Annotated in this window: 21 protein-coding genes; 6 read left to right on the forward strand and 15 right to left on the reverse strand. The window is 57.3% G+C overall.

Annotation, left to right across the window (positions count from 1 at the left end; genetic code table 11):
* The first annotated feature begins 185 nt into the window (after positions 1-185).
* Positions 186-1,352, forward strand: a complete 1,167-nt coding sequence (locus tag FYJ43_RS11605) for a nucleotide sugar dehydrogenase (protein WP_326833623.1) — start codon at positions 186-188, stop codon at positions 1,350-1,352.
* Positions 1,353-1,367: 15 nt separating this feature from the next.
* Here the strand turns inward: FYJ43_RS11605 and FYJ43_RS11610 are convergent, their stop codons facing one another.
* The 6 genes from FYJ43_RS11610 to FYJ43_RS11635 all read right to left on the reverse strand — a co-directional run bounded on the left by FYJ43_RS11610 (position 1,368) and on the right by FYJ43_RS11635 (position 6,982).
* Positions 1,368-2,603, reverse strand: a complete 1,236-nt coding sequence (locus tag FYJ43_RS11610) for an alpha-amylase family protein (RefSeq protein WP_154565056.1) — start codon at positions 2,601-2,603, stop codon at positions 1,368-1,370.
* 46 nt (positions 2,604-2,649) lie between these two features.
* On the reverse strand, positions 2,650-4,074 hold the full coding sequence (locus FYJ43_RS11615; protein WP_154565058.1) for an amino acid permease: 1,425 nt from the start codon (positions 4,072-4,074) through the stop codon (positions 2,650-2,652).
* 151 nt (positions 4,075-4,225) lie between these two features.
* The gene (gene tpx, locus FYJ43_RS11620) at positions 4,226-4,729 is read right to left on the reverse strand and encodes a thiol peroxidase (RefSeq protein ID WP_154565060.1); all 504 of its coding nucleotides are present in this window, start codon (positions 4,727-4,729) and stop codon (positions 4,226-4,228) included.
* Positions 4,730-4,781: 52 nt separating this feature from the next.
* A complete protein-coding gene (locus tag FYJ43_RS11625) occupies positions 4,782-5,750 on the reverse strand; it encodes an aldo/keto reductase (protein WP_154565062.1) in 969 nt (322 codons plus the stop codon).
* Positions 5,751-5,777: 27 nt separating this feature from the next.
* Positions 5,778-6,296, reverse strand: coding sequence for a glycine cleavage system protein R (locus tag FYJ43_RS11630; protein ID WP_154565064.1), 519 nt, complete (start codon positions 6,294-6,296; stop codon positions 5,778-5,780).
* A 23-nt stretch (positions 6,297-6,319) separates the two neighbouring features.
* Positions 6,320-6,982 carry a peptidyl-tRNA hydrolase gene (locus FYJ43_RS11635; protein ID WP_154565172.1) on the reverse strand — a complete coding sequence of 221 codons (663 nt, stop codon included), beginning with the start codon at positions 6,980-6,982 and terminating at the stop codon, positions 6,320-6,322.
* 116 nt (positions 6,983-7,098) lie between these two features.
* Between FYJ43_RS11635 and FYJ43_RS11640 the strand changes: the two genes are divergently transcribed.
* Genes FYJ43_RS11640 through FYJ43_RS11650 form a run of 3 tightly spaced genes read left to right on the forward strand, consistent with a single transcriptional unit; the run spans position 7,099 to position 8,223 of the window.
* Positions 7,099-7,701 carry an HAD-IA family hydrolase gene (locus FYJ43_RS11640; RefSeq protein ID WP_326833624.1) on the forward strand — a complete coding sequence of 201 codons (603 nt, stop codon included), beginning with the start codon at positions 7,099-7,101 and terminating at the stop codon, positions 7,699-7,701.
* 25 nt (positions 7,702-7,726) lie between these two features.
* A complete protein-coding gene (locus FYJ43_RS11645) occupies positions 7,727-7,933 on the forward strand; it encodes a hypothetical protein (RefSeq protein ID WP_154565068.1) in 207 nt (68 codons plus the stop codon).
* Positions 7,930-8,223 (forward strand): hypothetical protein, encoded by a 294-nt coding sequence (locus tag FYJ43_RS11650; protein WP_154565070.1) that lies wholly within the window; start codon positions 7,930-7,932, stop codon positions 8,221-8,223. Before FYJ43_RS11645 ends, FYJ43_RS11650 begins: the two co-directional genes overlap by 4 nt.
* 311 nt (positions 8,224-8,534) lie before the next feature.
* Here the strand turns inward: FYJ43_RS11650 and FYJ43_RS11655 are convergent, their stop codons facing one another.
* The 8 genes from FYJ43_RS11655 to FYJ43_RS11690 all read right to left on the reverse strand — a co-directional run bounded on the left by FYJ43_RS11655 (position 8,535) and on the right by FYJ43_RS11690 (position 17,323).
* Positions 8,535-9,074: an arginine repressor gene (locus FYJ43_RS11655; protein ID WP_229771767.1), complete on the reverse strand. Its 540-nt coding sequence runs from the start codon at positions 9,072-9,074 to the stop codon at positions 8,535-8,537.
* 145 nt (positions 9,075-9,219) lie between these two features.
* Positions 9,220-10,125 (reverse strand): carbamate kinase, encoded by a 906-nt coding sequence (gene arcC, locus FYJ43_RS11660; protein ID WP_154565074.1) that lies wholly within the window; start codon positions 10,123-10,125, stop codon positions 9,220-9,222.
* Positions 10,126-10,147: 22 nt separating this feature from the next.
* The gene (locus tag FYJ43_RS11665) at positions 10,148-11,152 is read right to left on the reverse strand and encodes an ornithine carbamoyltransferase (RefSeq protein ID WP_154565076.1); all 1,005 of its coding nucleotides are present in this window, start codon (positions 11,150-11,152) and stop codon (positions 10,148-10,150) included.
* Positions 11,153-11,220: 68 nt separating this feature from the next.
* Positions 11,221-12,465, reverse strand: coding sequence for an arginine deiminase (locus FYJ43_RS11670; RefSeq protein ID WP_326833630.1), 1,245 nt, complete (start codon positions 12,463-12,465; stop codon positions 11,221-11,223).
* Positions 12,466-12,601: 136 nt separating this feature from the next.
* A complete protein-coding gene (locus FYJ43_RS11675) occupies positions 12,602-14,083 on the reverse strand; it encodes a basic amino acid/polyamine antiporter (protein ID WP_154565174.1) in 1,482 nt (493 codons plus the stop codon).
* A 552-nt stretch (positions 14,084-14,635) separates the two neighbouring features.
* Positions 14,636-15,319 (reverse strand): type 1 glutamine amidotransferase domain-containing protein, encoded by a 684-nt coding sequence (locus FYJ43_RS11680; protein ID WP_154565080.1) that lies wholly within the window; start codon positions 15,317-15,319, stop codon positions 14,636-14,638.
* Positions 15,320-15,392: 73 nt separating this feature from the next.
* Positions 15,393-16,781: an NAD-dependent succinate-semialdehyde dehydrogenase gene (locus FYJ43_RS11685; protein ID WP_154565082.1), complete on the reverse strand. Its 1,389-nt coding sequence runs from the start codon at positions 16,779-16,781 to the stop codon at positions 15,393-15,395.
* 113 nt (positions 16,782-16,894) lie between these two features.
* Positions 16,895-17,323 carry an organic hydroperoxide resistance protein gene (locus FYJ43_RS11690; RefSeq protein ID WP_154565084.1) on the reverse strand — a complete coding sequence of 143 codons (429 nt, stop codon included), beginning with the start codon at positions 17,321-17,323 and terminating at the stop codon, positions 16,895-16,897.
* A 120-nt stretch (positions 17,324-17,443) separates the two neighbouring features.
* Between FYJ43_RS11690 and FYJ43_RS11695 the strand changes: the two genes are divergently transcribed.
* A complete protein-coding gene (locus FYJ43_RS11695) occupies positions 17,444-17,875 on the forward strand; it encodes a MarR family winged helix-turn-helix transcriptional regulator (RefSeq protein WP_326833625.1) in 432 nt (143 codons plus the stop codon).
* A 95-nt stretch (positions 17,876-17,970) separates the two neighbouring features.
* Positions 17,971-19,137 (forward strand): MFS transporter, encoded by a 1,167-nt coding sequence (locus tag FYJ43_RS11700; RefSeq protein WP_154565178.1) that lies wholly within the window; start codon positions 17,971-17,973, stop codon positions 19,135-19,137.
* Positions 19,138-19,189: 52 nt separating this feature from the next.
* On the opposite strand, the gene FYJ43_RS11705 is transcribed toward FYJ43_RS11700, so the two are convergent.
* The gene (locus FYJ43_RS11705; RefSeq protein ID WP_154565086.1) at positions 19,190-19,780 is read right to left on the reverse strand and encodes a cysteine hydrolase family protein; all 591 of its coding nucleotides are present in this window, start codon (positions 19,778-19,780) and stop codon (positions 19,190-19,192) included.
* Position 19,781: the final 1 nt, after the last annotated feature.

Below are 19,781 nucleotides of genomic sequence, written 5' to 3' on the forward strand. Positions count from 1 at the left end.
TGTAGCTCCCAGCATATTGAAGCCCCACCGCCCAATTTCCCTGCGGATACAGGGACACCTTTCCCTGCGGATACAGGGACACCGCCACCAAGCTGCAACAACGCAAGCTCTCCACTCAGATACGTAAGCAACTTTTCTCCATCTCCTCCCTACACTTAGTGGAGACCCCGCTGAGAGGAGACGCTGTGAAAATTACCGTCGCAGGACTGGGCTATGTCGGCATGGCCAATGCAGTGCTGCTCGCCCAGCACAACAGCGTCGTCGCTATCGACATCGACGCCGAACGGGTCGAGATGGTCAACAACAGTCATACGACAATCGTCGATCCTCTGATCACGGAGTATTTGGCCCATCGCGACCTAGATTTACACGCCACCACTGACCCGAAGGAGGCCTACCAGGGAGCGGACTTCGTCGTCATCGCCACGCCCACGAACTATGACCCTGATCAAAACTACTTCGACACCTCAAGCGTCGATGGAGTTCTTGATCTTGTTCAGGACCTCGCACCCCACGCGACAATCGTCATTAAGTCGACAATTCCCGTGGGTTACGTGTCACATGTCCGCAAGGAACGTCCTGGACTCGACGTCATCTTCTCCCCCGAGTTCTTGCGAGAGGGGAAAGCCCTGTTCGACAACCTTCACCCGTCGCGGATCGTCGTCGGGTCGGACTCCCCCAAAGCCCACCTTTTTGCCGATCTCATGGCTACCGGGGCCCTCGACACAGATATCCCGATCCTCTTCGTAGGAGCCACTGAGGCCGAGGCCATCAAGCTCTTCGCCAACACCTATTTGGCAATGCGGGTGTCCTTCTTCAACGAGCTCGACACCTATGCCTCTCAGCGCGGACTATCTACTCGCCAAGTCATCGACGGCGTGTGCCTCGATCCTCGTATCGGCCACCACTACAACAACCCGTCCTTCGGATATGGCGGTTATTGCTTACCCAAGGACACCCGTCAGTTACTGGCCAACTACCAAGATGTGCCGCAGACGCTCATCCAGGCCATCGTCGATTCCAACACCGTGCGCAAGGACTTCATCGCCTCCGACATTCTTGCCAAAGACCCTCAGCGAGTCGGCATCTTCCGTCTCGTAATGAAGGCTGGCTCGGACAACTTCCGGTCCTCCTCGATCCAGGGGGTCATGAAACGCATCAAGGCCAAGGGCGTCGAGGTGGTCGTTTACGAGCCAACCTTCGACGGCGACGAATTCTTCCATTCGACAGTTACCAAAGACCTTGAGTCTTTCAAGGCTGACTGTGACGTCATCATTGCCAACCGAATGTCACCGGATTTGGCCGACGTCGCTGACAAGGTATATACCCGAGATCTCTTTGGCGGGGACTGACTCGGCGCATGCTGGTCAGGTCTGGCTAGACCAGAGGATCTGACCGGCCTCCCGAATGAGGGCGGAGCAGCCGTCGCGCACATCGAGTTCGACGATCAGAGGTTCTACCCCTGGCGCCACGCTTCGGTAAACGTAGCGTTCATTGGTGAGATCTAGAGCCTCGGTGCGGGCATCCACGAGCCACGGGTGACGACGCCGCAGGCCGAGCAAGGCTTGGTGGGCGCGAAACGTATCTTCACCGAGGGCGGACAGGTCCGCAGGACGAGTTGGGAATACCGGGCGAATGTCGTCGTCACCCCCGAATCTTTCCTCTTTAATCCCACGATATGCCAGCTCATCTCCGTAGTAGATGAGTGGGATACCACCAACGGTGGCGAGTATTGCGGTAGCAAGGATGGCGCCATCTTGCCCCACCCGTGAGGCTATTCGGGTGACGTCATGGTTGCCGACGAAAGTCATCGGCGTAAAGGCGTTGCTGAACTCGTTGTGACGGCTCAAAGCGTGGTCAAGCTCAAAGAAGTTACGGGATGCAATGGCGGACCATATCGCCTTCCATAACTCGTACTGGGTCACCGAATCCATACCTGAGGTGTGGACAATATCGGTGTAATCGCCGTGAATAACTTCGCCAAAAATCCACACGTCTGGGTGCGTTTCACGCACCGGGGGAAGCACCGCCGCCCAAAACTCAGGCTTGACGGAATACGCGGCGTCCAACCTCCACCCGTCGACGCCGCGGTCACACCAATAGTTCATCACCCGGGTGACGAGCTGCCGGACTGCGGGGTCGTCATGGTTGAGGGCTACCAGCTCATCGTGGCCCTCGAAAACGGCAAGCTGGCCGTCGCGCCAGCGAACGAAGCGGCCAGCATCGGAAGCCGGACCGGCGCTCTGCGCGTCCTGCACGATGCGGTTTCGAATCGAAACGTGGTTGAAGACCCCGTCGAGAAGTATGGACAAGCCGCGACCGTGGGCGGCCTGGACCAGGTGATCGAAGTCAGCGTCGTCGCCAAGCCGAGGGTCGACGGTGAAGTAATCCAGCGTGTCATAGCCGTGGCTAGCCGACGAGAAGACCGGCCCCAGCGCCAGGCCAGAGCACCCGAGTGACACAACATAGTCCAGCCACGCCTCCACATGAGTGAGACGATGACTCATGTGGTGAGATCCCTCACGTATCGGGGCCCCGACGAATCCCAACGGATAGACATGCCACCCAATGAGGTAATCAACCCATCCAGGCCGATGAGCCATGACGCCTCCCGCCGTTGCAACCGATCAACTACCAACGTCCATCATGTCAGTCGCTATGCAGATTCGCCGTTGAAAGGTCAGCACGAGGCGCTTTGGTGACGATCTTGTGGCCGATCCACAGCACGAGGAACACCGGGATGGTGATGTAAGCGACGACCATGCCAGTGATATCACCGCTAAGAACTGCATCCCGCCCCTGCCCTAAGGTGACGATAACGCACAGCACCCCGGCGACGATCGGCCCAGCGGGGTACCAACGCGCCTGATACGGCAACTCGGATAAGTCGTGCCCCTGAATCAGGAAAGCGCGTCGAAACTGGATATGGCATATCGCAATACCGATCCATGCGATAAACCCGCACAACCCCGAGATATTCACTAGCCAGGTATATGCCTGGCCTGAACCCACTAGGGAGGTCGCAAAGCAGGCAGCCCCGACGAAAGTAGTAACGACGAGAGCCGGAACCGGAACCCCTCGTCGATTCGTGCGACCAAGTATCCGCGGCGCTTTACCCTCACGCGCTAGGGCATAAAGCATCCGGGTGGACGCATAAAGACCTGAGTTACCGGCAGACAGCACCGAGGTGAGGATAACTGCGTTCATCACAGCAGCCGCAGCGGCAACACCAGCCCGCTTTAACACCAAGGTGAACGGGCTGACGGCAATATCGGTGACCTCGCCTGCAAGCAGGTGCGGATCGGTATAAGGCAGCAGCACACCGATAACGGTGATCGCACCAATATAGAAGATCATAATCCGCCAAAAGATCTGACGGCTGGCCCTTGGGACTGTCGCCGCGGGATCTTTCGATTCTCCTGCGGCAATGCCAATGAGCTCGGTGCCTTGAAAAGAAAATCCAGCAATGAGAAAGACGGTCATAATGCCGCCGAACCCATGAACGAAGGGTGCCTCACCACGACGCCAATTAGAAAGGCCAGGAGACGTCCCCATGATCCCAGCAATCATGAGTATGCCAAGCACTAAGAAGACGATCACCGCCGTCACCTTGATGATGGCGAACCAAAACTCACCTTCGCCATACGCGCGGGCAGACAGGACATTCAAAAGGAAGAGTAAGGCCAGAAATCCGACCGACCATATCCACGACGGTACCCCGGGCCACCAGTAAGCCATCACGATTGAAGCGGCAGCTAATTCCGCAGCTACTGTGATAGCCCAGTTAAACCAGTAGTTCCACCCCAACGCGAAGCCGAATGACGGTGAGACGAATCTCGTGGCGTAGGTTTCAAATGCACCTGGCACTGGAAGATAGGAGCTCATCTCACCTAAGGACTGCATCAGCAGAAAGACCATAAGCCCCATAGCAAGGTAGGCAATCAGGGCTCCGCCTGGCCCCGCCTGGGAGATGGTGGCACCAGACGCTACAAATAGCCCGGTACCGATAGCCCCGCCGATCGCGATCATATTCATGTGTCGCGAGGAGAGCCCGCGCTTCAATTCACCGTCCATGGTGGTCCTCAGTTAGGAGAGCCCCGCCCTGCTGAACGAAGCGTCGGCAACTGTACCGCCCGCAAGGACCCTCTCATTCAATACTCTGTATGCTGATACGCCGCACACAAGAAAGGCGCCCCGACATTACGCCGGGACGCCTCTCATGATCTCAGGCCTTGGACGCAGCCTCGAGCGCAGCATCATAATTCGGCTCGGTGGTGATCTCATCAACAAGCTGGGTGTAGGTCACTTTGCCCTCAGCATCGACAACGATGACGGCTCGGGCCAGCAGGTGCTTCATCGGGCCGTCAGCGAGGGTGACTCCGAGATCCTTTCCAAAATGGGAGCGGAATGCCGACGCGACGACCACGTTCTCGATGCCCTCTGCTCCGCAGAAACGATCCTGGGCGAACGGAAGGTCACGAGAAACACACACGACGGTGGTGTCATCGAGTCCGGCGGCCTTCTCGTTGAAGGTACGAACGCTCGTGGCACAGACACCGGTGTCGATACTCGGGAAGATGTTGAGGACGAGCTTCTTGCCCTTAAGCTCGTCACTCGTCAACTCCGATAGATCAGGCTTGACAAGGGTGAACGACGGTAGCGCAGACCCAACCTGAGGAAGATCGGCGACAGTGTTGACGGTCTGTCCTTTAAACGCAGTAGTAGCCATGGTCACACTTTATGCGGATATGGCTGCCGACCACGAGGCTCTCGGGGACCATTCAGTTCCGAGTGAACAGGTCAGATGCTGCGTCGAGGGTACTCACCTCGTCATGGGTCAAGGTGAGATCGGTTGCGGCCAGTAGTGGGCCAAGCTGGTCAACTCTGCGAGCTGACGCGATGGGGGCCGTGACGCCTTTCGCGAGCAACCAGGCCAGCGCAACCGACGTCACCTCAGCACCGTGGTCCCCGGCGATGCGACGCAATTGATCGAGGACAGAAAAAGCCGCAGCCTCGTGCTCGGCATCAGGCAAGTACGCGGTCATCATGGATTCGCGGGCTACACCGTGCAAGTCGTCGCGCGTGGTGTATTTGCCAGTCAGGAACCCCGAGGCTAGCGAAAAATATGGGAAGAGGGCCAGGCTGTACTCCCTGGCTAGTTGCCCGTAACCCTGCGGATCCTCGACGTCTGCGCGATGCAACAGGTTGTACTGCGGCTGCAACGCGATAGGCCTTGCAAGGCCCTCATGCTCGGCCACTTCAAGCCACTTTTGTTCGCGGGCTACCGAGAAATTGGATAAAGCAATCCAACGCACCTTGCCGGCCTTAACGAGCTTATCGAAGGCCACTGCCATGTCCTCGATCTGCTGGGAGTCGTCGTCAAAGTGGGCGTAGTAGAGGTCAATGTAGTCGGTATGGAGCCGCGCCAAGGAGGCGTCAACCGCAGCAGAAATGTTCTCCGGAGCCAAGCCCTTAAACTCCGGGTGAGTTGCGACCTTGGTGGCTAGGACGATGTCGTCGCGCCGACCGCCTTTCTCCAACCACGAACCGATGATTGTTTCGGACTCGCCACCGCTATTGCCGTCAACCCAATGTGAGTAACCATCCGCGGTGTCAACCAGCGATCCCCCAGCAGCGATGAAAGCATCAAGGATGGCATGGGACTCATGCTCATCAGCCGTCCAACCGAAGGTATTAGCCCCCAAAACTATTGGTTTGACGTCCAGATCAGTGCCTGGGATACGAGTCATGAGACCTCCTCTAGATCATGGCCGAGATCACGAACGGTCAACCAGATCAATGTCGACCATAATCTCGGTGGCAATAGCTTCCAATTCCGAGCGTAGTTCGTCGAGGGTCGTCGAGTTCGTAATACGGCACTGCACTTGCGCCTCGAAGAGAATACCGTCCCCCATCGGAGCCTCACGTAAACCGGTAGACAGGTCATCTATGGTGACCCCAAGGCGGGCCATGGTGGACGTCACGTTATGGATAATGCCCTGATGGTCGTGACCGACAAGGTGAACCACCAAAACGGCCTCGCCCTCATCGTGGTGCGGGCTGGTATCAGTGACGGTAACCCGCAGTCCCTTAGCCTCAAGACGATTAAGGTCAGCCTTCAGGGGCTCAACCTTGGAATTGTCGATGTCAACAAGGACGATCCCGGCGAAGGCGCCAGCGAGCCGTGCCATACGGCTATCAAGCCAGTTGCCGTCGTAGCTGGCAACGATTTCAGACAAGTCGGAGACGAGCCCGGCGCGGTCCACGCCGACCGCAGTGAGAAGGAGCTGAGTCATAACTCAATTCTACGCGACGTTGCTCACCATCGGGCCCTGGTGGTCGCAGTGGGGCCATCAAACTCCGTGAACCCGGCGTCGACAACCCTGACGCGCGCAACATCAGCGTCCCAATGTTCGACCGTGGGAGTGACGACGTGAACTCGAAACTCGTCGCGGCGCCACCTGTCCAAGGCGTGACGGTCCTCGTCGTTTCCAGAACTCATGGCCTCGTAGGCGAGCTGGGCAGCATGGCCGCACTGGGCGCAGGCCTTACCGGTAGTCATCTCAATACGGGGGTTGATTTCTATCGTGACAACGCCGTTGGTCGTGGCAGAAACGCCGTCGGCGGGAAGATTAGTGCCAGCCACCTGCAGCTTGTCGATCTGCTTGGGTTGGGGGCGCACTGGAGCCGGTACGAAGGCCCTCACCCTCGCAGGACTAGTCTCGACGGGGCCGTCTGCTGGCGGGTCCTGGCTGACGGTAACTCCTTCGAGGGCCTGGACGTCGTCCCACCTCTTGCCAGAGGCACGGCGAACGATCTTGCGAATGCGCTTATCAGACCACTGTCGCACGGCGTCGTGCCAGGGACCTCCCGGCTGAGTGCGAGGATCATCAAGGAGAAAAACAACCGCCCGCGCTGCCGCCTCGCAGGCATCTACCTGTCGCGCCGGATGACGTTTGTCACGCAGCAGTACCAGTTGCATCGCCCAAGGGTCGGGCTCGTGCTCGGGTGTGATCACTCCTGGCAGGCTACCCGTCGGCCCCGACGAGTGACCAGGGCGGTCGTCGGTAGCGCCGCACATCTGCAAGACTCACAGATGTGCGGAGCATCATCTGGGACATGGGAGGAACGCTGATCGACACGTACCCAGAGGTCGATCAGACCCTTGCGGAAGTCGTCTGGGCCACTCCAGGTAAGGAACAACTGGCCGAGGTGGCACAGCTGAGATCAGCGTCAATCGCCCACGCCATCGACGCGTTGGCTGACCGCTACCAAGTATCATCAAAGCAGCTCAATGATGCGTACTCTGCCCTCAAGAAGAAGTGGATACACGACCCTGCGCCACTCATGGCGGGGGCTGACGAGGCCATGGCAGCGGTACGTCGAGGCGGCGGACTCAATCTCGTCGCAACCCACCGCGACCGCACCAGTGCGGAAAACCTTTTGAAAGCCCTCGGGGTGCAGGTTGACGATCTGGTATGCGCGCCCGACGGTTTTGCTCGTAAACCCGACCCACATATGAACCAGGTGCTCATGGAGCGCCATGGCCTCTCCCCCACCGACGTCATCGCTGTGGGAGACCGACTCATTGACGTTGAGGCGGCACGATCGGCAGGAATCGAGGGGATCTTGGTGGCCCCGAAACCGTACCCGCACGTCACGACGATCACGAGCTTGACGGAATTGCTGGATCGACTGTGAACCAACCTTGCGCTAGGGATCGATCATGCGGAAATCACCTGGCATAGGACGACGTTTCAGGCGTGCTCTGGCCTGGCTCCTCGTCGGAATTCTCGTCGGAGGCGGCACGGTCATTTGGTTGTCTCGCCAGAACGTACCTGCGCTCGGCGGTTTCATCGGCACCTCCGAGAAGACGACCGACCGTCGAGTTGTCAAGTCCATGGAATTCAAGGGAGACGTTTACTCAGTATGAAGATTCCAAGACTGCTGCAAAAAGAGCAGGCTAAAACCATTGGCGGCCACGAGGTTTGGGGCACCAAGAAGACCGAATTCATCCAGTATGGCTATGATGCCCAGCTCGGTATTGACGGTACAGCTGTCATTATCACGCGTAAAGATCCGACTCACATCAAAGTCACTGTGCCTCCGTTCAAATTCACCGGCCACAGTAACGAAGAATTCAAGAAGGCAGCCGAGGACAACGGCGCTATTAGCTTCGTGACCGCTGACATCGACGCCGCCAAGGCGATCACGGAACTCTAAAACCCCGCGACAGAACAGCAACATATCAAGGACAATGACAAGGCTCTCAGAGCCCAGTGCGAAAAGTTCTACCGAGGCATCGCCGAAGGTATTGATCCCAGCATCCAGGTCGAATTCGAATATAAGGATACCAGCTGAGGCAAGGCATAGTTGTGGGCTACTCGCTGAACAATGCGAGTAGCCCACAACTTTGCCAATAGTCCCACGGCCTGAGACTCCCACACGGGGCCAAGGCACGCGCAGATACACACCCTCCTGGTTGGCTATCAGGCCAGTTATATATCACGAGAATCTGGACTGCATAGCGGAACCTAGCCTTCGACGATCAAGCCCTCGGATGGGAAACCCGTCTCAGCCATTTGCCGGAAGGACTTAGCAAGGTCCTCGCCTCCGACGGCGGGTGTACAGATGATGAGGACTGTGTCATCACCCGCAATCGTGCCAATAATGGCGTCAATACCTGACGAATCAATCGCCGAACCCAAATACTGAGCAGCACCGGGCGGAGTTTTGATGACCACCGCACTATCGTTGCTATTTACTTCAGTACACAACGAATGACATATGCGAGCAAGGTGATTACGAGCTGGGAGCCCCGTCGTCACGTCTGAGGGGTGCTCCCCCTCAGGAATGACGTAGCGAAAATTCCCTAAGTGGTCCCTACTACGGATCGCACCCGCATCCTTAAGATCGCGAGAAAGCGTCCCCTGGCTGACGACAATACCCCCGTCAGCCAGTCTCTGCGCCAGCTCAGCTTGCGACGATATTCGTTCAGAACGTATCAATGCGCTGATACGGGATAACCGAGCCGCCCTAGACACAAGAACCGCTTTGTGACCGTCGTTGGTCAACGGAACCTCCTCCTTACGCACATCGCAACCGCGACAGTCACCAGCCTGCTCGATCGGCTTGCTCAATCCGTTGGGAGTCCTAACATCACCGCCGTCAATGTCACTGGCAGTGTGCCATGATCCCAGCGAGGCCAATGATCTCATGTCAGGCCACGATTGTCGTGCCATGGGTGCCGTTGACGAGGCCTTGGATGTCTTCGAGGGACCCGATAACAGCACGATTTCCCGTTGCTAACGCGAAATTACACGCGGCCTGAACCTTCGGTCCCATCGACCCAGCCGCGAACGGCGTATCCAGAGCCTCCCGGGCATGCATCAACTCAATACGCTCCTGATTGGGCTCACCCCAGTGATTAAACACTCCTGCAACATCGGTGGCAATCACTAGCACGTCAGCCCCGACACGAACAGCCAACTCCGCTGAGGCAAGATCTTTATCAATCACAGCCTCAACACCATGAAGGCGACCATCCTCATCAAAAACACACGGGACTCCGCCGCCACCAGCACAGACCACGAGCACACCGGAATCCACTAATTGACGAATCGCCTTCTGCTCAACAATGTTGCGCGGCTGCGGCGAGGGCACCACACGACGGTAGTACTGCCCATCACGAGCAACCGTCCACCCCCGCTGTGCCGCTAACCGCTCAGCGGTCTGCTGATCGTAAACCGGGCCTATCGGCTTGGTCGGGTGCTCAAATGCAGGATCGTCGCCATCAACCACTGTCATCGTGATCATCGAGACAATCTGCTGATCCTTCGGCATGACATTGCCTAGCTCCTGCTCGATCATGTATCCGATCATCGCCTGAGACTCAGCACCTAACACATCCAGCGGATAAATACCCACCTCCTCATATGCCGTCGATTGCAATGCCAACAACCCCACCTGGGGGCCATTACCATGCGCCACGACGACCTCATGATCGACAGCGACTTCCTTAATCCGCTCCGCGGCAATACGCACATTGGCGCGTTGATTCTCGGCCGTCATCGTCTCCCCGCGGCGCAGTAACGCATTGCCGCCGAGCGCAATCAAAATTCTCATCACAACCTCCCCAGCCCATTCATCACGCCAGCGACGACACCAATACAGCCTTAATCGTGTGCATACGATTTTCAGCCTGATCAAAGGCGATACACGCCGACGATTCAAACACCGACTCCGTCACCTCAATGCCGTCCGCGAGCTGCGGATACGTCTGAGCAATCTCCGCGCCAACCGTCGTCTCGCTGTTATGGAACGCGGGCAAACAATGCATCACCTTGACCCGCGAATTCTCAGCCGATGCCACCAGATCATCGTTAATCTGGAACGGCATGAGAGCATCTACTCGCTCGCCCCAGCTCTCCACCGGCTCACCCATAGACACCCATACATCCGTGTGAATGAAATCCACACCACGCACAGCGTCACGGGCAGACGACGTCACCGTCACAGAACCACCCGAAGCCGCAGCCCATCCCTGACACTGCTCCACTAACTCCGGTTCCGGTGCCAAGCCCTCCGGCGCCCCAATCCGAACATCCATACCCAACTTGGCGCCCAGCAATAACAACGAGCGGCCCATATTATTACGGCCATCACCGACATACGCGAAACTGATCTCGTGGAACGGCTTTTGCGCATGCTCGCGCATCGTCAATGCATCAGCCAGCATCTGAGTCGGATGGAACTCATCAGTCAATCCATTAAACACCGGCACCCCGGCATACTCGGCCAACTCCTCCACTGTTGACTGATGGAAGCCACGGTACTCAATACCGTCATACATACGACCCAACACCCGGGCCGTATCCTTCATCGACTCCTTATGGCCAATATGGGATCCGCTCGGCCCCAGATACGTCACATGAGCCCCCTGGTCATGAGCCGCTACTTCAAAGGCACACCGAGTACGCGTCGACGCCTTCTCAAAAATCAACGCAATGTTCTTGCCCGCTAGCATTGGCCGTTCCGTACCAGCGTACTTAGCCTCCTTCAACTGGCCGGCCAAACTAACCAGGAACTCAATCTCCTGAGTGCTATGGTGCGCCAGCGACAACAAATGACGATTCTTCAAATTAAAAGCCATAATCCAATACTCCTTTCAGAAAGTGCCCACCTATAGGACACACGATATATATTCTTACACAGAACCGATCAATAATTGACAGGATCACGAGTAATCGGGCACGTCATGCAATGACCGCCGCCTCGCCCGCGCCCCAGCTCAGCTGCTTGGATCTGGATGACCTCGACACCGGCATCAGCGAGTAAGGCATTCGTCTCCACATTGCGGTCGTAGCCCACGACAACACCTGGTTCAAGAGCTACCACATTATTCCCATCATCCCATTGCTCGCGCTGGGCCTCCCAGCGATCACCACCAGTCTCGACAGTACGCAAACCATCCAGACCCAGCGAACTTGCCACAATATCGGTGAAGTGACCGTCATAGACTCGCACCGAGAATCCCGATTCCTCATTACTCGGCTCCAACACCAAGGACGTGATGGTATCGACCACTGGCTTATAAAGAGTAACCAAATCGACATCACAGAAGCTAAACACCGTGTCGAGGTGCATAGATGACCGATCCGGCGCCATAGCCGCGACGATTATTCTGCGCGCCGCATGATTAACGAATAATGCACGAGCTAGCTGGGTGATCGCCTGCCACGATGACCGCTCACCCATCCCAATCAATACTGTGCCATTGCCGACTGGCATGATGTCACCACCTTCAAGGGTGGACATACCATGATCACCCTCGGCGCGGCCATACCAGACCTTAAAGTCACGCTCGACAAACGCAGGATGGTACGCGTAAATCGCACTCGCCAAAACCGTCTCGTGCTGACGCGCTGGCCACCGCATTGGATTGAGGGTTACGCCTCCGAAGATCCACGCCGTGGTGTCACGAGTGAATTGGGTATTCGGCAATGGCGGAATGAGAAACTGGTTTTCGTCATGAGCTTTGATAAGCGCACCCAGCACATGCTTACGCCTCTCGGCGGGAACCTCTCCATATGCCACTCCACCAATGAGATGCTCAGCCAAGGTATCTGAGGGCATGTCATCGAGCCAGGCACGAACATCCTTGTCAACACCAAGCCCAACCGCGTTGGGGGACAATTTGTGGTCAAGTACCCATGCGCGCCCCTCGGGAATGTCAAGCACCTCAGACAGCAGGGTATGCATTTCGTGAACAACAATTCCACGATCACGCATCTTCGTCACAAAGTTTCGATGATCTTCTTGTGCCTTATCAACCCACAAAACATCGTCAAAAAGCAGCTCTCTGCAGTTACTTGGTGTCAGTCGACGATGTGCCAAGCGCGGCTCGCACACCATCACTTCACGAAGTTTCCCTACCTCTGACCATGCACCAATCTGAGTCATTATTGTTCAACCTTTCATAGTAGAGGATCAGATCCTCTTGGGGCAACGAGAGCAGCGTCGCGACGTTACCCTATGTTCTTTATTTGCAACCTATCGAGATCAATTATTCCCGCACTCACACACCGAGAGATCACATCACTTACCCTAATGTCAATCGCCCTGTGGCTATGAGTATTATCGCAATTACTGAAACCGCAATCAGAAGGGCGAGGATGATAATCTCATAAGGCTTGAATATCCGCTTAGCCTTCTGCTCCTTTTTAGCCCAGATAAACACTGCAACTCCAGGCAGGTAGAGCAGCGCGGCGAACATCAGCGCGTCAATTCCAGCAGCCAGCAACAGCCAGATACCATAGAGCGTTGCGACGCCGGTTACCACCGCGTCACGGACTCGACGTGATGTCGAATCATTGCCGTACGTCTCACCCGTAATGACGAGCTTGAAAGCAAAAGCCGCAGATAGCAGATATGGCACCAGAATGAGGGCGGCTGCAAGAGTGGCCATGACGAGATAGGCACCATCCCATAGGACAGTTAGCAGCAGACAGGCTTGAGAAATAGCATTGGTAATCCACAGGGCAGGAGCTGGAGCCTCGTGCTTGTTCATCCGCCCGAACAACCTCGGCATAGTGCCATCTTCACCTGGCACCTGCATAGTTTCGCCGCACAACAGAATCCACGCGAGCAGGGCGCCAAGAAGCGAGATGATGACACCTACGCTCACAAAGATCGAACCCCAGGGACCCACAACGGCCGATAAAACATCTCCCATGGAGGCATCAGGAAGTCCAGCAAGCTCAGCACGACGCATAATGCCCATGCTCAGCAGGTTGACGCCAATCAAGAGGACAAGCACGGTAAGGAAACCGGCGATCGTCGCTTTGCCGACATCAGAGCGCTTGCGGGCCCGCTTTGAATAGATCGATGCCCCTTCTATCCCAATAAACACCCACACTGTGACGAGCATCATATTCTTGGTCTGAGAAAAGATGCTTCCCAGACCCGCGCTGGATCCCCAGAAGTCCTCGCTAAATACGCCAACATCGAACGCGACAGCACAGATGACAAGGAACGTTACCAGCGGAACAATTTTGGCGATCGTCGTAATAGTGTTAACAAACGCAGCGGTGCGAATACCAGCCAAAACAAAAGCATGAGTTAACCAGAGCAGGACTGACGCTCCAAGCACTGCCCAAATAGTGTTACCCCCAGCAAGCGCTGGCACGAATTTTCCTATTGTAGAAAACAGCAGTACCAGGTAGCCGACGTTTCCAATGAGGGCAGACAACCAATACCCCCACGCCGAGTTAAACCCGGCAAAATCACCAAATCCGGCCTTCGCATAGGCATAAATACCATTGTCCAAGTCTGGACGACGAATAGCCAGTTTCTGATAAACCATGGCAAGGCAGATCATACCGATCCCGGTAATCACCCAACCAATAAGCATAGGCCCCGGACTTGCAGCAGCAGCGATATTCTGCGGAAGGGAGAATATGCCTCCCCCAATCATAGAGCCGACAACAAGTGCCAACATTGCAGGAAATGATAATTTCCCGACTTCACTACCGCCATCTACCGGAGCTACCCCGCTCGCTGCGTCAGCGACTTGCGCAGCCATATCCCCCTCATAATCTTTCGCCACATCACCATTGTTGCGACAGTCAGCGGGCGAATCACCTGACCAAGAGCAAGGCTAAGAAGGGCATACGGCAACGTCAAGCATCAAAAATCCCACCGACTACCGCGGTCTTCAACTGGGATTTTAAAACTATTACTCCACATAAAAATACATGCAGTCGTAACCCGCGAGGCATGAGAGTTACGCTCCAATCCTATGCATGAGGTATGGATATTCTCATCCCATCGTTAATCAATATTCATCACACATGGATCTGAATAGTGTGAGTCATGTCACTGAAAGCCCATTGCGGAAGACAGAGCTACACCCACCAACCCACGTGCAGCTACACACGTCTGGCATTCACCCTGTCAGGCATACGACGCCCAACACGGCTGCTCAAGGATCGCCGGGATCTGCAGGAATTCTCATGCCGCATCGTCATTGACAGCGCCTCACCGCAGATCGTCGACTGATTTTCTGAGGACCCGCCGCAACAGGGCCCGCCGGATGACATACCATCTTGCGGGCCCGAGCAGCTCGTCCGACAAATCAGTGAGGCAACAAGGCGAGCAGACGTTGAGCTGTTGCAGCGGATGAAGCCGGGTTCTGACCAGTGACCAGTGTCTTGTCGACCACGACATAGCACTCACCGTCAGGACCCTTGCTGTACCGCGCTCCGGCGTCCTTGAGGGCGTCCTCGACGAGGAAGGGGACGACGTCGGTCAGGCCAGCAGCCTCCTCTTCGCCGTCAGTAAAGCCGGTGACTGATCGATCAGCGACGAACGGCGTGCCATCGTGCTTCTTGACAGCGTGCAGCACGCCAGGAGCGTGACACACCAGGCCTAGTGGCCGTCCTACTGCATCGCTATCCAGGATGATCTGGTGTGACTTCGGATCATTGGCCAGGTCCCATAGCGGGCCATGGCCCCCTGGGTAGAACACCGCGTCGAATGTGGTGACATCAACGTCTGATAGCGGCGTAGTGGCCGCCAGAACGGCTTTGGCCTGCTCGTCGCCATTGAAACGACGGGTAGCATCAGTCTGCATCTGTGGCAACGAGCTCGTTGGATCGATGGGCGGCTGTCCACCCTTCGGTGAGGCCACAGTGATGTCGTGTCCAGCGTCACGGAACACGTAGTAGGGGGAGGCAAATTCCTCAAGCCAGAATCCCGTCTTGCGGCCAGTATCACCTAGCTGGTCATGGGAGGTGAGGATCATCAATACTCGCGACATAGGTGTTTTTCCTTTCACAGTGTCATAGCGTGATGCCGCTAGCGTGCTCGCTAGCGGCATATCAAGGCACCTCTTACCGGGCGGCCGATACCGGGTTAGACACCCGCAGAAGGCGCTTGTTGACGAACTCGTCGACGCCGTACGTCCCCAGCTCACGACCGAAGCCGGAACGGCCAACGCCCCCAAAGGGTAAGCCAGCAAGGCTTGTACCGTGCTCATTGACGTAGGTCATGCCCACATTGAGACGACGCGCAGTAGCCTCCGCAAGGTCGAGGTCGTCAGACCACACCGATCCACTCAAGCCGAAGGTACTCTCGTTAGCCAGCTCAACAGCTTCATCGACGTCTGCTACGCGATACACGACGGCGACCGGCCCGAATAATTCCTGCGACCAGGCTCGCATCTCGCGAGTCACGCCGGTAAGGATGGTCGCCTCCATGAAGGCGCCGGCTCCTGGGCGCGGGTGACCACCGACGACGACATTCGCGCCGTGGTCTACTGCATCATCGACCAGCCTCATGAGTTCATCACGCGCGTCGATGCTCGACATCGGACCTACGTCAGTAGCTTCGTCACGGGGATCTCCCACAACCGCCGCCGAGAAATCAGCCGCAAGCCTGTTGACGAAGGTGTCGTAGAACTCGTCAACGACGATCATGCGCTTCGGCGAGTTGCACACCTGGCCGGCATTACTCAACCGCGCCCGCGCTGCGGAATCTGCTACCGCGTCAATATCGCCGCCCAGAACGATCAACGGGTCGGAGCCACCGAGCTCCAGCACAGCCTTCTTTAAATGCTTGCCGGCTGCAGCCGCAACCGAAGCACCAGCCGCTTCGCTGCCCGTCAGAGACACACCGCGCACCCGCGGGTCCGCAATGATGCCTTCGATCTGAGAACTATCCGCCAGAATCGTCTGGTAGACATTCCTCGGTAAACCAGCCTCGCCGAGTAGCTCTTCCATTTTGAGGGCGGAGGCAGCGCAGATCGAGGCCGGCTTCAGTAACAACGTGTTGCCAAGAACCAGATTGGGGGCGATGAATCGTGCGAGCTGATAGTAGGGAAAGTTCCACGGCATGACGCCAAGCAGAACACCTAATGGCTCCTTTTCGACGCGCGAGGAATTCGCTCCCTGACTCGGCAAGACGTCATCAGCCATGAGGAGGGCGGCGTGCTCCGCGTAGTAGTCAAAAATCTGGGAGACCAGCTGAATTTCGCGGATGCCTTGACGCACGGGCTTGCCCATCTCCGTGGCCGCAATTTGGGCGAGCTCCTCGGCCCTTTTCTGAAATAGTCCAGCAGTCTTGGCAAGGACGCCAGCGCGCTCCTCAATGCATGTACGCCGCCATGCCGTGAAAGCCTTGTCGGCAGCATCAATCATTGCGCTGATCTCATCACTGCTGATGGACGTCCAGTTGTGAATCAGCTCGCCCGTCGTGGGGTCCTCGGTACGGTACTTAGTCAATGTTGCCTCCGTTGTCGTGGGTTCGACGGTTCAAAGTGGAGCCATGGAAGCGTGACGTTCCACCATGGCGGCGGGTGTCCCAGGGCATAAGCCCCAGGACCACCGCGACGGGGTCAGTCGTCAACAACAGTGACGTCAACGCGAATGTTGCCCCGCGTGGCATTCGAGTAAGGACACACCTGGTGGGCCTTATCAGCGAGTTCCTGAGCCTCGTCGTGCGGCAAATCCGGGACGACGACCTCCAGAGCAACAGCGAGGCCAAAGCCTTCACCAGCCTTACCGATCGAGACCCGCGCACCCACAGAAGAGTCGCCAAGCTTCTTCTTTGCTTCGCGGGCGACCATCTGCAATGCGGAATGGAAACAGGCCGCATAACCGGCAGCAAACAGCTCTTCTGGGTTCGCACCCTTGCCGGTGCCGCCCATCTCGACGGGAATGGCTAAGTCCTCGGACACACGCCCGTCGGCGCTCTGGACGTGACCGTTTCGGCCAGCACCAGTAGCGATCGCCTCGATGGTGTAGAGGGGCTCGATGTCAATCATGGTTTCTCCTTGCTCGCTGAGGGGATATCGGCTGCCGATCCTGTCGGGCAGCCCCACAACGAAACATAGCTCACAATTAAGTTGTACACAATTTTATTGTGCATCCTGTATCCTTCTGACGTGCCACACCAGACGCTCGACCTCGATCATCAGTTCTGCTTTTCCCTCTACCGGGCAAGCAGGGCAGTGACGCGCGCCTACCGCCCGCTGCTAGAGGGAATCGGCCTCACCTATCCCCAATACCTGGTCATGCTGGTGCTCTGGCACGCTGACGACACTGTCGGCGTCAACGACATCGGGACGCGGCTGCACCTCGACAGTGGCACCCTGACGCCCCTGCTGCGCCGTTTGGAGCAGGCTGGTTACATCACCCGGACGTGGAGCAATAACGACGAGAGGCGGCGTGTTATCAGCCTCACCGAGGCGGGCCGCACCCTGCGTCACCAAGCGGCGAGTTTCCCTGAACAGATGCTTGCGTTGTATCCGGCTCCGCCACGGGAACTGGCCCGAGTTAAAGCTTTCCTCGACAACCTGGCGGCCCAGCTCGAATGACGTACCCCGTAGGATTAGATAACTGCCAGATTGAGATTGACGAGCTGTGCTCGAACCCTCGTTGAGAGATGACGAAAGGCCCCTCAATCGTGCATATGCTCCTCCTGGCCATCATCTACCTGGCGTTCATTAGCCTGGGGCTACCCGACTCGCTCGTCGGTGCCGGATGGCCGGCTATGCATGACAGCCTTGACGTCCCGATGTCCTTTGCCGGTTTCATCACCTTTATTATCGCAGCCGGGACCATCATCTCGAGCCTGATGTCCGACCGATTGACTCACCGCTTCGGCCCAGGACGAGTAACGGCGGCAAGTGTGGCAGTGACAGCCGTCGCGCTCTTTGGTTTCTCATTATCGACGCAGTTCTGGATGCTGTGTCTGTGGTCGATTCCCTACGGGCTAGGGGCCGGAACGGTCGACGCTGCACTCAACAACTATGCAGCGCTGCATTACACCGCTCGACACATGAACTGGCTGCACGGTTTTTGGGGTCTCGGAGCGTCAATCAGCCCGTTCATTATGAGCTACGCGCTAGGTGCCGGCCATGGGTGGCCATCGGCCTACCGCACCGTCGGAATTCTACAAGCCGTACTGACGGCCATCCTCACCGCCAGCCTTCCGTTGTGGGGCAAGACGCGCACAACCAGCGACGGCGCCTCGGCAAGATTGCCCCGAACGCCGATACGCACAGCGATAGCTATCCCAGGAGTTCCCGCCATTCTGGGAGCCTTCTTTTCGTACTGCGCCATCGAGAGTACGTCAATGCTGTGGGCAGCGTCGTACCTGGTGTCAGTGCGAGGAATAGACGGTACAACCGCCGCAGCATTCGCATCCCTCTACGTCTTGGGAGTCACCATTGGCCGATTCCTAGCCGGATTCGTAGCAGAACATCTCGGCGACAGGATGCTCGTGCGCGGCGGATTCACCGCAGTAGGTGTCGGCGTCATCCTCGTAGGGCTACCCGGTGTGCCGTCATGGGGTGCTCTGGCAGGTTTGGTAATCGCAGGTGTCGGATCCGCGCCGATATATCCAGCCATTATCCACTCCACCCCAGCCACCTTCGGTGCGCAGAACTCTCAAGCGATTATCGGCATCCAGATGGCTGCGGCGTACGTTGGGACAACGCTTGCTCCCCCGCTATTCGGGACGATCTCGGCCGGATCCGGGCTGTGGGTCCTGCCGCTGTATTTGGCCATACTCGTGATATTCGGCCTCGTCATGTCCGAACAGGTTGCACGACAACGGCGCATCACAGAAAGGTAGGGTACATACCCCTCTACGCGTCGCGGCTGGCCGGGCGACCAGCCAGACAAGTTCAGCGCGGCAATGCGGCAACGATCTCGTCAGTACTGGCGACGTAGCCGATACTAGGGATCGCCTCCTGGAGAGTCGCGCTATGGCGCGCCAGATTGCCATCCAGGGTGGCATCGCTCACGACGATGACGTGGAAACCCTCGTCATAGGCGCTGCGCGCGGTGCTCTCAACGCCAGCACCAGTTGCGATGCCGGTGACGACGACCTGGGTGATGCCACGGTTGCGTAACTGCTCGGCAAGGTCCGTGCGAGCGAACGAACTCATCGTGCGCGGTTTACCCAGGTGAATATCGCTGCCAGCCACCGGCAAGTCATCGTGCAAGACAGTGAAGTCGGCAGGCAGCTCGTCTGGTTCGGGGACGGGACGAGCAACGCGACCAGGGGGCAGGCCGGTGGCATGCACCCATACGACGGGTAACCCGGCGGCGTGGAAAGCATCAGCTAGACGAGTGTTCGCCTGCACCAGATCTGCGACGGCATCGGCCGGAGTCATGGCCAAAATGCCCTTCTGCAGATCAACGACAATGAGGGCGGTACGGGGATCGAGCTGAATAGCCATCGAGGTCTCCTCCTCTGGAACGATGAGAAACATG

It is taken from the genome of Cutibacterium porci (assembly GCF_009696315.1).
GTDB lineage: Bacteria > Actinomycetota > Actinomycetes > Propionibacteriales > Propionibacteriaceae > Cutibacterium > Cutibacterium porci.

Excerpts from the sequence above, each read along its gene's own strand:
- FYJ43_RS11610 (WP_154565056.1), bottom strand. The coding sequence starts at position 2,603 with ATGGCTCATCGGCCTGGATGGGTTGATTACCTCATTGGGTGGCATGTC.
- FYJ43_RS11615 (WP_154565058.1), bottom strand. The coding sequence starts at position 4,074 with ATGGACGGTGAATTGAAGCGCGGGCTCTCCTCGCGACACATGAATATG.
- tpx (WP_154565060.1), bottom strand. The coding sequence starts at position 4,729 with ATGGCTACTACTGCGTTTAAAGGACAGACCGTCAACACTGTCGCCGAT.
- FYJ43_RS11625 (WP_154565062.1), bottom strand. The coding sequence starts at position 5,750 with ATGACTCGTATCCCAGGCACTGATCTGGACGTCAAACCAATAGTTTTG.
- FYJ43_RS11630 (WP_154565064.1), bottom strand. The coding sequence starts at position 6,296 with ATGACTCAGCTCCTTCTCACTGCGGTCGGCGTGGACCGCGCCGGGCTC.
- FYJ43_RS11635 (WP_154565172.1), bottom strand. The coding sequence starts at position 6,982 with ATGCAACTGGTACTGCTGCGTGACAAACGTCATCCGGCGCGACAGGTA.
- FYJ43_RS11645 (WP_154565068.1), top strand. The coding sequence starts at position 7,727 with ATGCGGAAATCACCTGGCATAGGACGACGTTTCAGGCGTGCTCTGGCC.
- FYJ43_RS11650 (WP_154565070.1), top strand. The coding sequence starts at position 7,930 with ATGAAGATTCCAAGACTGCTGCAAAAAGAGCAGGCTAAAACCATTGGC.
- arcC (WP_154565074.1), bottom strand. The coding sequence starts at position 10,125 with ATGAGAATTTTGATTGCGCTCGGCGGCAATGCGTTACTGCGCCGCGGG.
- FYJ43_RS11665 (WP_154565076.1), bottom strand. The coding sequence starts at position 11,152 with ATGGCTTTTAATTTGAAGAATCGTCATTTGTTGTCGCTGGCGCACCAT.
- FYJ43_RS11675 (WP_154565174.1), bottom strand. The coding sequence starts at position 14,083 with ATGGCTGCGCAAGTCGCTGACGCAGCGAGCGGGGTAGCTCCGGTAGAT.
- FYJ43_RS11680 (WP_154565080.1), bottom strand. The coding sequence starts at position 15,319 with ATGTCGCGAGTATTGATGATCCTCACCTCCCATGACCAGCTAGGTGAT.
- FYJ43_RS11690 (WP_154565084.1), bottom strand. The coding sequence starts at position 17,323 with ATGATTGACATCGAGCCCCTCTACACCATCGAGGCGATCGCTACTGGT.
- FYJ43_RS11700 (WP_154565178.1), top strand. The coding sequence starts at position 17,971 with ATGCTCCTCCTGGCCATCATCTACCTGGCGTTCATTAGCCTGGGGCTA.
- FYJ43_RS11705 (WP_154565086.1), bottom strand. The coding sequence starts at position 19,780 with ATGTTTCTCATCGTTCCAGAGGAGGAGACCTCGATGGCTATTCAGCTC.